At 40.3% G+C, this 11,721-nt stretch carries 7 protein-coding genes; 4 read left to right on the forward strand and 3 right to left on the reverse strand.

Annotated elements, in window-relative coordinates; all coding sequences use genetic code 11:
* Positions 1-496: 496 nt before the first annotated feature.
* Positions 497-886 carry a DUF302 domain-containing protein gene (locus FQ608_RS21320; RefSeq protein ID WP_158860525.1) on the reverse strand — a complete coding sequence of 130 codons (390 nt, stop codon included), beginning with the start codon at positions 884-886 and terminating at the stop codon, positions 497-499.
* A gap of 442 nt (positions 887-1,328) precedes the next feature.
* Between FQ608_RS21320 and FQ608_RS21325 the strand changes: the two genes are divergently transcribed.
* From FQ608_RS21325 to FQ608_RS21335, 3 genes are all read left to right on the forward strand, one after another.
* Positions 1,329-4,397, forward strand: a complete 3,069-nt coding sequence (locus FQ608_RS21325) for a SusC/RagA family TonB-linked outer membrane protein (protein WP_234364315.1) — start codon at positions 1,329-1,331, stop codon at positions 4,395-4,397.
* Between the two features lie 29 nt (positions 4,398-4,426).
* Entirely contained in the window at positions 4,427-5,956 is a 1,530-nt protein-coding gene (locus tag FQ608_RS21330; protein WP_158860526.1) for a RagB/SusD family nutrient uptake outer membrane protein, read from the forward strand.
* 135 nt (positions 5,957-6,091) lie between these two features.
* Complete coding sequence (locus tag FQ608_RS21335; protein ID WP_158860527.1) at positions 6,092-6,622, forward strand: hypothetical protein; 531 nt, start codon at positions 6,092-6,094, stop codon at positions 6,620-6,622.
* A gap of 176 nt (positions 6,623-6,798) precedes the next feature.
* Here the strand turns inward: FQ608_RS21335 and FQ608_RS21340 are convergent, their stop codons facing one another.
* Positions 6,799-7,506, reverse strand: coding sequence for a hypothetical protein (locus FQ608_RS21340; RefSeq protein WP_158860528.1), 708 nt, complete (start codon positions 7,504-7,506; stop codon positions 6,799-6,801).
* 716 nt (positions 7,507-8,222) lie between these two features.
* Here FQ608_RS21340 and FQ608_RS21345 point away from each other — a divergent pair.
* Complete coding sequence (locus FQ608_RS21345; RefSeq protein ID WP_158860529.1) at positions 8,223-9,074, forward strand: universal stress protein; 852 nt, start codon at positions 8,223-8,225, stop codon at positions 9,072-9,074.
* A gap of 102 nt (positions 9,075-9,176) precedes the next feature.
* Here the strand turns inward: FQ608_RS21345 and FQ608_RS21350 are convergent, their stop codons facing one another.
* Positions 9,177-11,069, reverse strand: coding sequence for a PAS domain-containing sensor histidine kinase (locus FQ608_RS21350; RefSeq protein WP_158860530.1), 1,893 nt, complete (start codon positions 11,067-11,069; stop codon positions 9,177-9,179).
* Positions 11,070-11,721 lie beyond the last annotated feature (652 nt).

The raw sequence follows: 11,721 nt of genomic DNA on the forward strand, positions 1-11,721 counted from the left end.
TGATGACGAGATTATTCCGATCCAAAAAAATCCGCGTCATCCGTTTCATCCGCGTCATCCGTGTTCTATTTTACTTCGAAGCGAATGGAACACGGATTCGGCGGATTTGTGCGGATTGTACGGATTATTTTTATTGATGTCGAGATTATTCCGACCCAAAAAAATCCGCTTTATCCGGATCATCCGTTTTCTATTTTACCTTTAAGCGAATGGAACACGGATTTGACGGATTGTTTTTATTGAGGACGAGATTTAATTCAATACAAAAAGATCTCCTTTATCCCTGCCTTCCGCAGGCAGGCGTGTCATCCGCATCATCCGTGTTCTATTTCACTTCCAAAAAGGATGGCCCGCAGAACTTGTCCCGGTTTTTCGGGATTGAGCTGATTTCCGCGGATTGTTTTTATTGAGGTCGAGATTTAATTTAACCTGATACAATCTGCTTTATACGTGTTATCTGAGGGCAATTCTACCATGAAGTAAATTCAATACTGAACTATATGGATTCCAGGGCCTTGATGAGTTTTTCCTTCACTTCGCCTGCAAGTGGTTCAATTGCTGGATTGTCAACAGCAGCCATGGCCGCCGAGGGGTCCATGATGGCCACTTCAATTTCTCCGGTTTCAGTTTCGCGGATAGTTACGTTGCAGGGCAGGAGGGCACCAATATTTGGTTCAGCCTGCAACACTTTATCTGCAAACGTCGGGTTGCATGCGCCAAGAATTAAATAAGGTTTGTAAACCTTGTCTAATTTCTTTTTCATGGTGGCCTGAATGTCTATTTCTGTTAATATTCCGAAACCTTCTGCTTTAAGGGCATCCTCCGTTTTTGTGCGTACGGAAGCAAAGGATTGGTCAGAGATTGTTTTTGCTATGAAGTATTTCATGGAGAACTTGTATTTGTTTAGTTAAAGGTAAGAAAAAATTGATTTGTTTTTTGTGATATGAGATACAAAAGGAGTCATGTCTAATCGATTGGTTATATGGGAAGAATGATCCGTCTAAACATGTCCCCAAAAATAAAGTGGAAACCAGTTCTTAGATTTATCTCAAAAGGAGAAAAATGCTTTAAAAATTTGCGTATTTCGGAAGAAAATTACTCAATTTTTGAATTGGTTTAATTTATTTCCCAAATCCGCTGAGTAAAAAAGATATAGGGGGGAATTGAATTTAATAAAAAATAATTTGCGATCTAACAATTTTGCCTTACATTGGGTTTGAACTATGGAAATGGTTCCAATCAACCCAAAATAATTGCTGAATAATTGGTTTTAGCGGGTTCTTTGGATCAATCCATCTGTCAAAAGTTAACCTATAAAACCTAAATGTATGCTTAAAAAATTCTACAAGGACCGTTTGTCTGTCGTTATTAGGACAGGAACGGTTTTTTTATGTTTGATTGTGACCCTGTTAGGAGCTCATAGCGCCAGGGCCCAAGGTTCCCAACCTTTTCAGGTAAGCGGAACAGTTACTTCCTCCGATGGGGGGGAAACCTTGCCGGGTGTTAATGTCCTGGTGAAAGGTACTAGTATTGGTACAGCGACCGATATGGATGGCAACTATTCGCTGCAAGTTCCATCAGCAGACGCTGTTTTGAGCTTCTCCTTTATCGGATTCGAGGTACAGGAAATTAGAGTAGGCAATAGGGCCAATATCGACGTGGTTCTGAGTCAGGAGCTATCGGCACTTTCCGAAGTTGTCGTAGTGGGTTATGGTACTCAGGAACGTGCAAAAGTTACCGGGGCGATTTCCTCCATTAGTTCAGACGAAATTAGGGCCTTGCCGGTTCCCAACCTTGCTTCCGCCTTACAGGGACGTGCCGCAGGTGTAAGTGTCACCAATGCAGGTGCACCGGGAACCAATCCAATTGTCCGCGTGCGCGGTATAGGTACGGTGGGCAATAATGACCCGCTTTATGTTATTGACGGTGTGCCTGCCGGAGGGCTAAACCAAATCAATCCTGCTGATATCGAATCCATAGAGGTATTGAAGGATGCATCTGCTGCGGCAATCTACGGTTCCAGGGCCGCAAACGGTGTGATTCTGGTCACAACCAAAAAAGGAAAAATAGGTGCTCCACGGGTATCGGTAGACTCTTATTATGGAACTCAAACCGCCTGGAGACAACTGGATCTTTTGGATAGGGATCAGTATATCGCATTTGGCAGAGATCTTTTAGCCAATGGAAACCAGCCTGCCCCACAACGTTTTGATGATTTGGGAGAATATGAGGATGTAAATACCGATTGGCAGGGAGAAATGTTTCAAACCGCACCTATCCAAGACCATAACGTGGCTATCTCTGGAGGATCGGAGACAGCATTGTATAACGTGTCTTTTGGTTATTTCAAGCAGGAAGGTATCATGAGGGGAACCGGCTTCGAGCGTGTTTCATTCCGAACAAATACAGATTTTAAAATCAACAACCGAATAAAGATTGGGCAAACGTTGACTTTCGCCTATTCTGATCGGGCCAACGAGCCACTGACCGGTGGCAGAAGCCAAATCGAACATATGGTAAAGCAGGTCCCATATATACCTGTCAGGGATCCAAACCGATTGGGAGGATTTCGTTCGCCCGATCGGGTGGACGGTTCTGACCCAGAAAACCCCGTTTTGAATGCCGCATTAAGAACCAATCGTCAACAAGATTTTAAAATGTTGGGAACGGCTTACTTGGATGTAGACATTTACGAGGGGTTAAAATACAAGTTTCTAGTCGGTATGGATATAGGCATTGGGACGCAGGACCAATATACACCGAGGTTTGATGCTGGTGATTTTAATTTCCAGCCTTTTGCCTCAATTTCCCAAAACCGATCCACATTCGTGTCACCGTTGATTAGTAATCAACTGTCTTATAGTAAGACTTTTGGCAGCCATACGCTTGATGCTTTGGCCGTATTGGAGCAACAGACATTTGTGTCTTCCGGACTGACTGGCAATGGCCAAAACTTTCTGACGAACGAGGTTAGGGTATTGCAGGGAGTTCAAAACCAAACAACCTCTGGGGATAAAACCGAGTATGGCCTTATTTCTTACATCGGAAGAGTAAATTATGACTATGACCAGAAATACCTGATTAGTGCGTCTGTAAGAAGGGATGGCGGATCGCGGTTTGGACCGGCCAATAAATGGGGGACGTTTCCATCATTATCTGTGGGATGGAGACTAAGTCAGGAGGCCTTTATGGAGTCTTTACCGGCTGTCAGTGATTTGAAATTAAGGGCAAGTTATGGGGAGACGGGAAATGACCGAATTGGTGATTATGTCTACCAAGGAACAATAAATAGCAACCACTTCTATAATTTTGCGGGTTCTTTGGAAGGTGCAAGTACCATATCCGCATTAGCTAATGCGAACCTGCAGTGGGAAACGACCATCATGAAAAACATTGGATTTGATTTAGGATTGTATAATGACCGGATAAATTTGTCAGCAGAATGGTTTGACAACACCACAGAAGGAATGATACTGGGAGTGCCAATCCCACCGTCTTTGGGGTATGACACTGCTCCAGTAGCAAATGTGGGTAACGTATCCAACCGAGGATTGGAGTTTACTGCTGGATATCGCAAATATACCGGTGATTTCCAATTTTCGATTGACGGAAATATCGGTTTTATATCAAATCAACTGACTTCTTTAGGCTCGGGGAATACAATTTTTGGACCTGAATTTCAAGGTGATGCCATGACATTTACGGAAGAAGGTCAGCCTATTGCCTATTTCTACGGCTGGCAAATGGATGGTCTGTTCCAGCAAGGAGATGATTTCAGCCAGCAACCTAATGCAGCCCCAGGCGACATCCGGTTTAAAAAATTCGATGATGAATCAACGCTTCTTTCAGATGCAGACAGAACCAATTTGGGACATTATCTGCCTGATTTTACGTATGGACTGAATCTGTCAGCGAATTACAAGAATTTCGATTTCACCATGTTTTGGCAAGGGGTACAGGGAAATGAGATATTCAATTTATTGAGATTTCATACCGAAGGAATGACTAGGTTGTTTAATGCTAGTACCGTTGTATTGGACCGTTGGACACCCGAAAATACCAGTACAGATGTGCCAAGGGCGGTATCTGGTGATCCTAACCGTAATGCCCGCTCCAGTTCACGCTGGATTGAAGATGGTTCTTATCTGAGATTGAAAAATTTATCAATTGGGTATACTGTGCCTGCGCCGCTGTTGGATTCCTTCAGTAGAGGAAACATCTCGAATCTGAGAGTTTATCTATCCTCTCAAAACCTGTTGACATTTACCAATTACACGGGCTATGATCCGGAGATTGCCGCCCGCGAAGGAATCAACAATACCCTGGGTGCTGGCATTGATTATGGTCAGTTTCCGGCAGCGAGAACCATCATGGCCGGGATCCAACTTACCTTTTAACATAGTATTCATTCAAACTTATATATAGTATGAAATCAAAATCAACATTAACCTTTCTGATTTTGTTGATCGGGTTTGTTTCTTGTGACGAAGAAATACTGGAACCTGTCAATCCAAATCAGTTGGGCATAGAAACCTTTTACCGAACTGGGCCACAATTAGAGGCAGCAGTCAACTCGGTTTATGCGGGTTTACAGGCAAACAATTTGTATAATAGGGAATATTTCTTCCTGCAGGATTTACTTTCGGATGACTGCGATACCGGAGGACCTCAGTTGGAAGGCGCCAGAGCGCAGGTCCTTAATCATGTGTTCGACGCATCGAATCCGTTGGTCACGGCAAACTGGAGAGGCTGGTTTCGCATTGTTCACCGTGCCAACCTGGTACTGGAAAATGCCCCAAATGCTGTAGATGAGATTACAGACAATCTACGTAATCGAATAGTTGGTGAGGCGCATTTCCTCCGGGCATTGGCCAATTTCGAATTGGTAAGCTTATGGGGCCCTATACCTTTAATGACTGAAAGCGCGACCTCCCCGGATGGTTTGCCTAGATCTTCTGAGGAGGAAGTATATGAATTAATCTTTAGTGATCTTCAGGTCGCTATAACCAATCTTCCGTTAAGAAGTGAATTGACAGGAGCAAACACAGGAAGGGCATCAAGAGGAGCAGCTCAGGCATTGGCAGCAAAAGCACACTTGTTTAGAGGTAATTATCCTGCGGCAAAGCCCTTTTTGGAAGCGGTAATTTCTTCCGAGCAGTATAGTTTGGTAGATCGTTTTCTGGATAATTTTGAGGAAGAAAATGAGAACAATGCTGAATCCGTGTGGGAAATCCAATTCACCGAGGAATATGGTGATGCCGGTGGATGGAATGCGGACGGAAGTGGTATAGCAGAAGTAACCTTTCGTGGTCAGGAATATGGTCCTAATGCTTGGCGGAACGTTATCCCAAGTGATGGCCTGGTTGCTGAATTTGAAACCGTTGCGGGAGGTGCCCAAAAGGACGATCCACGAGGAGTTTATTCGTTTTTTAGAATTGGAGACACGTATAATAATGGGCAAAGTGTCCTATCCGCTGGCGATGTACAGGGAAACATAGAACGGCCAAGCTGGAGAAAATACCAGATGATCTATAAAAGGCCCAATGAGGACACCCGTTCAGGAATTAACTTCAGGGTGATTCGCTATGCGGATATCTTGCTGATGATGGCTGAGGTGGAGAATGAAACCGCAGGTCCAGCATCAGCTTTACAATATATCAATCAGGTGAGGGCGAGGGCTGATGTTGACATGCCTCCTTACCCCACGGCACAGTATCCCACAGGGTCCCAAGCTGAAATGCGCAGAGCGATACAACATGAGCGTCGGGTTGAATTTGCCGGTGAGCAAATCAGGAATAGGGATATCCGAAGATGGAGGAGGCAGAATATGCTTCCTTCGGAACCTATCGCTGTATTTAGACCCTATAATGATTTGTTACCACTGCCCCAAGTCGAGATCGACAACAACACGGGGTTATCAGGAGCCGATCAGAATACCGGATATACGGCGGAATAGGAAAAACAAATAAAAAAATAGCCGCATTATTTGCGGCTATTTTTTTGTCTTTTCGGATTGATTCTAACTTTACTGAACTAATATTTTTCTAGATTCATACGATGCAATATGCTTTTTATAGAATTGGGTCTAATTATGGAAGTTATAATTAAATTAATAGCTATGAAAATTTCTTTCTGTTTGTTTATTGTTTTATTAATTAATGGATTTAATTCAAACCAAAATGACCCGTTTTTAATAAAAGGAGATTTGACTTTCCAAAAAGTGTCATTTATGAGTCTTTATGGAGCATCAGATTCTGCTTATCATTTTTATTTGAATAAGATTGATAGTACTTTATTGTTAGGTGAAAACAGGGAGAATCACGAATATGAGTTGTTTAAACATTTCGATAATTTACGAGTGCATAATTTATTAAAAAGCCCTTATGTGTTTCTTCGGGATGAATCTGATTCATCAATAGTTATATATCTGTCTATTAGGGAATATGATAAAATTAAAGATTTTAAACATTCCGAGTTAATTGACGATCATAAAAAAGTTATAATTTCATTAGAAGTTCAGCAATTAGATAAACATATTTATTATTCTGAAAAAATTGTTGATTTAATGAGAGTTAGTGAACAAACATATCCTAATCGAAAACCAATTAAGAAGTTTTTCTAAGTTAGTCTTTTATTTAAATATCGGTTAAGGGGAAATGATAATGTGCTGAAATAGCACCTGGGAAATCATCAATTACCCGGCGATCATTTTCTGAGGAATTTGATTCTAATAGGAATTACAAACTCTTTTTGATAGGAAGGTATAGCTGCAAACTACACCTAGTCGGGGACTTCGTTTTAGCTTTTCGACACATTCCAAGCTTCTAAGAGTTCGTAAATTTTTCTTGAAAAATCTTCTACAACTTCATTTATAAAAAAGAGAAATTGAAACAAGTCTCGACTATGACCGTCAAAAGACACTGTTTCTTTATCAACTATCTCAATTCTTACACCAATTTCTGGATCTCCTGGGCTTATTTTGTGTACTCTCCCTTCTTTTATTTCAATATCTGGTACCTTTTTCCCATCAACTATGTTTCCAGTAACCTTTCCATTGTAGCCTCCCGCAACTATCCCTTTCGTTGTCACAACACCCCACTTAGTGGTTCTCCGGTCTATTTCAATTAATTGTCTATGTTTTAATAAATTATTGAATTTAATGAGCTCGGTTAACATTGGATTTCCTGTTACAAATGGTTGAATGGATAAAATTAAATTATACAAATCTATATTCAAGATCTCCATTGGCCCTACCCAACTTCCTTGGGCTGATTTTTTAAAATTTTCTTCATTGTCATAGAGAGGAAAAAAAATTTGTCTAGGATTCTTGTTTGGACCAGCTTCATTAATATCCATTGCGATGTAATCCAATATGCTGATATAATCTTGTAAAATAGATTTTACTTCGAGCTTAATTTTTAATAAGTTTCTTTTTTTCCTAATACCATTGATTCTGACAATATTATGACGAATTAAATGTTCAATGTCGATTTTTCTAGTATTCATATCTTGCAGTTTATTTGTGGTGAATTTATTCAAAAATAAGCTGATTCCATAGGACTAAATGTTATTTCATGATTTAATCTATTTTCAAACCATTTTTCGGTGATAGAGAAGATAGTAAAGGCCACCTTCTTCGTATCACAATCTTATTTAATCCATTTGTCCTTTAGCGGTCTAGCAAATTCATTATTTTTGAGACCTACCATTCCCATATTCGTGATTCTGGCAGGGATTTGCAATCTATCGTTGTATCCTTATTAATTACTAATTAACTTCTTTGTTGGTCACCATATTTAAGGCTAGAGGGGGTTGGGGATTAGCTAATAATGACAGCCCAACCGATCGAAAATTGTCCGTTCCATTACGTCGCACCGGGATTTCAAATTCCATTTGCATGGAAGACGTTTTTCAATGCTATGTTATATAAGTTTGGTGGCTAATTCGATTTCTTGTGACAAAGACCTTATTTGGTCAAAGAACATATTGCAACTCTTTTTAAGTTTGTTAATATAACTTTGAAAGTTAACTTACCTAGACGAAGTATTCAGGTAATTTTGATGATATTTATTTCATTGTAAATTATTAATTTCTAGGAAATGGCTAATTGGTTGGAAAACTGATTAAACTCATCTTTTTAATTGATTTGTATTGGAAATTATTAACCTTAACTGTCGTATATTAGGGTCAAATAGAAATAGGTATCTGTTAATTATCTCACCATGAAAAAGCTACTAGTGCCCACCGATTTTTCCCCCCATGCTGATCTTGCCTTAGACTATGCTGTTGAAATGGCAAAAAATAACAAGCTTGAAATCGATTTGCTTCATGTGTTGCATACACCTATCAATTGGCTAAAACTTGAAAAGACGCAAGAAAACCTGTACCCTGAGATACAACAATCAATTCGCATAGCCAAGTCAAATTTGTCCGACAGAGTGAATAAGGCCAAGGAAATTGGTGTGATGATCAATTCCCACCTTCATTTTAGCCAAGGAAAGGACCAGATTTTGCCTTTTGCCGCAAGGGAAGGCGCCTCTATGATTGTAATGGGCTCTCACGGCTTCTATGGCTGGAAAGAACACATGCTTGGATCAAACACTTATCACGTGTTGCGAAAATCGCCAATTCCCGTGCTGGTGGTAAAACCGAATGAAAATGCTAACGTGCAGTTGAAAAACGTGGTTTTCGCTACCGATTTCAGCGAAGCTTCAGGAAGAGCATTTGGAAGAATATTAGCTTTCGTTTATACCTTTAAGGCTAAGTTGAGCCTACTTTACGTCAATACGCCGGCAAATTTCTTAGAAGAAAGTCAAATGGAGGAATTGGGAAATGCTTTTCTGGAAAAGTATGCCGATAAAGCATACCCCATCCATTACTACAGTGCATATAAAGAAGAAAGAGGCATTTTACAGTTCACCGAAAAAACTGAAGCTGATGCTGTCGCTGTGGTGACTCATGGAAGGTCGGACTTGCAGCAGTTGTTTTTGCCTTCGGTGACTGAAAATTTGGTCACTTATCTAAAGGTACCAGTGTTTGCAATTAATCTGACCATGTTGAATCAGGAAGCTTGAGAATAAATCCGGCGAATTATATTCCCCCGTGATTTGATGTTCCTTGGCCAATTGTGCGGCCAAAACTTGTAGCTTCGATTGATCCTTTTTGTATTAATTCATTTAAAAGTTCTGGCAAACGGCTCTGTCGCCATTTGCCTTTGGCAATGTAAAGTAAAACACGCTTCCTTTATCCACTATAGATTCTAGCCATATAGAGCCTCCGAGATGCTCGATAATTTTTTTGGTGGTCGCAAGCCCAATTCCGGTTCCCGGAAATTCACTTTTGCTATGAAGTCGTTGGAAAATAGCGAATACTTTTTCGAAATCCCGCTCATTAATTCCAATACCGTTGTCCGAAACGGAAAAAATCCAATGATCAATTTCCTCATTTGCCACGATTTTAATTTGGGGAACAACCCCTTTTTCGGTATATTTCAACCCGTTGCTAATCAAATTTTGGAATATCTGATGTAATGGTGTTTTATTTGAGCGTATGACGGGGAGTGTGTTGTATTGTACAATCGCTTTCTTGTCTTCTATTTGATTTTTCAGCAGTACTTTGATCTCTTCCACCGCTTCGCCCAGATCCACGTCAACCAATTCTTCATCTGTTTTGCCTACTCTCGAATACTCCAGCATATCGAGAATAACCTGTCGCATCCGCTTTGCACCGTCTACAGCATAAAAAATATACTCTTTGGCCTTATTGTCCAGTACATCGCTGTATTTAAATTCCAATTGACTCATGAATCCGGTGACCATACGCAGTGGCTCCTGTAAATCGTGTGAAACAGCGTACGCAAACTGCTCAAGTTCAGCATTTGACAATGCCAACTCCCTTGCCTTTTGTTTTAACTCCAACTCGGCCACTTTTACAGCGGTAATATCGTAGGCAACCCCGTATATTCCTTCGGGAATATTGCCGGTTTCGTCAAACTCATACTTTGTTTTGGAGGCGATATGTTTGACCGTTCCATCCCGTAGCTTAATACGGTGATTCAGCTCCCGAGTAATATAGGTCTTTTGTGAGATCTCAATCTCAGCCAATACATACTCCAGATCATCCGGGTGAATAAACCCTAACCATTCTTCATATGTGTGGAAAATGTCATCGATAGGCAATCCGTATATACGACAGGTTTCCTCAGACCATAATGCTTTGCCAGTTGCAAAGTCCAACTCCCAGTGGCCAAGCTTAGCAAGTGCCTGTGATTCCTTTAGGCGGGCTTCATTTCTGATACGTTCTTGCTCAGCTTTCTTGATTGGCGAAATGTTTTTTGAATGACATGCTGCTCCAATTACAACGTTCTTCTCCCAAATTGGATAATATATGATTTCAGACCAAATTTCTGCGGGAGGACCTGTGTACTCCACCTCTGTGATCACTTCCCCTTTAAAAACCCTTTCATATGTTTTTTTATACTTTTCGTGATGATCCCCAGGAAAACCCTCAATAAATATGGAATCGCCTATACTTACGGCACGACTGGTAATCAAGCTAATTATATCTACAAACGCATTATTGGCGGCTATTAACTTAAAATTACAGTCGATACTCCACATAAAATCACGGGTATTGTTGATCAGTGCTTCAAGGTTGTTTTTCTCAATGAGATTTTGATTTGCTTTAGCCACACGTTCGGTTACATCTCTAAGATTGATGACGACGCCATATACCGCCGGATCATGCAGCATGTTTTTAATTGATGACTCTATTAAGCGCCAAGATCCATTTTTATGCTTCATTCGGAAGGTTTGTGGCGGTAAAACCTTGTTAATTGTGTTTACCATCTCTTCCCAGACTCCGGATAATCTGTCCCGGTCATTCGGGTGTGTCAGCGAGAATATATCCAACTTCCTCGCTTCCGCATTGGTATACCCCAATACAGCTTCGATAGATATTGTGACATATGAAAAAATCCCCTCTTGCGATATAACGGCAACTGCGTCTGTGCTGAGCTCCAAGATTGCTTGAAACCACTTTTCGTTCTCTATTGCTACCTGCTTATTCATGTGAGTTATACTTGATTTAAAAATCGGAAGGTTCTTATGCCCCCTAATCTGCCAATTTAACGTGGCAGGATGCTGGAAATAATATTTAACCTTCAATAGGCTCTGTAGGAGTGAGGGTAAAACCAGAATCAACTTCAGCCAGCAATAAAATAAATGCGCTTCCAAACGACAAATCGGTTGAGGCTTTTTTTGTTGATGTAAGAAAAAACTTTAAAGATTAGTTTTTTGTTGAGGAAAACCCTCCTTTGGCAATATTTCTCTTTAATTTATGTTTAAAATGATAACATTCCTGTTTGTACTATGTTCCCAATCCCCCAACACTTCAATCACCGGATTGATAGGTATTTCCAATTAATGAATAAACATTTTTTGGATTTCAATTATTAACCTACCTTCAACCCAATTGATTTTCTTCTAAATCCCCTTGTTCTATTAACAACATCCGTAACGTTATCCCTTATACTTTTCTTAAAGTTGCTAAAGACTCTTCCCCTACTATACAAACCTACTATCAAAAATTGGCAGTATTCCTCTTTGATATTCCTTATCTATTTGATTCAAAAGGAATTATGGAATAACTAAATACAAAAGTCAGTTTATATCTTATTGCATACTGATATGCAAATATGTCTCAAATATAATGGTTTGTTAC

This window comes from Lunatibacter salilacus, assembly GCF_009797935.1.
GTDB lineage: Bacteria > Bacteroidota > Bacteroidia > Cytophagales > Cyclobacteriaceae > Lunatibacter > Lunatibacter salilacus.

What these genes read in the sequence shown, in the direction of transcription:
- FQ608_RS21320 (WP_158860525.1), bottom strand. Translation starts at nt 886, where the DNA reads ATGAAATACTTCATAGCAAAAACAATCTCTGACCAATCCTTTGCTTCC.
- FQ608_RS21325 (WP_234364315.1), top strand. Translation starts at nt 1,329, where the DNA reads ATGCTTAAAAAATTCTACAAGGACCGTTTGTCTGTCGTTATTAGGACA.
- FQ608_RS21330 (WP_158860526.1), top strand. Translation starts at nt 4,427, where the DNA reads ATGAAATCAAAATCAACATTAACCTTTCTGATTTTGTTGATCGGGTTT.
- FQ608_RS21335 (WP_158860527.1), top strand. Translation starts at nt 6,092, where the DNA reads ATGGAAGTTATAATTAAATTAATAGCTATGAAAATTTCTTTCTGTTTG.
- FQ608_RS21340 (WP_158860528.1), bottom strand. Translation starts at nt 7,506, where the DNA reads ATGAATACTAGAAAAATCGACATTGAACATTTAATTCGTCATAATATT.
- FQ608_RS21345 (WP_158860529.1), top strand. Translation starts at nt 8,223, where the DNA reads ATGAAAAAGCTACTAGTGCCCACCGATTTTTCCCCCCATGCTGATCTT.
- FQ608_RS21350 (WP_158860530.1), bottom strand. Translation starts at nt 11,069, where the DNA reads ATGAATAAGCAGGTAGCAATAGAGAACGAAAAGTGGTTTCAAGCAATC.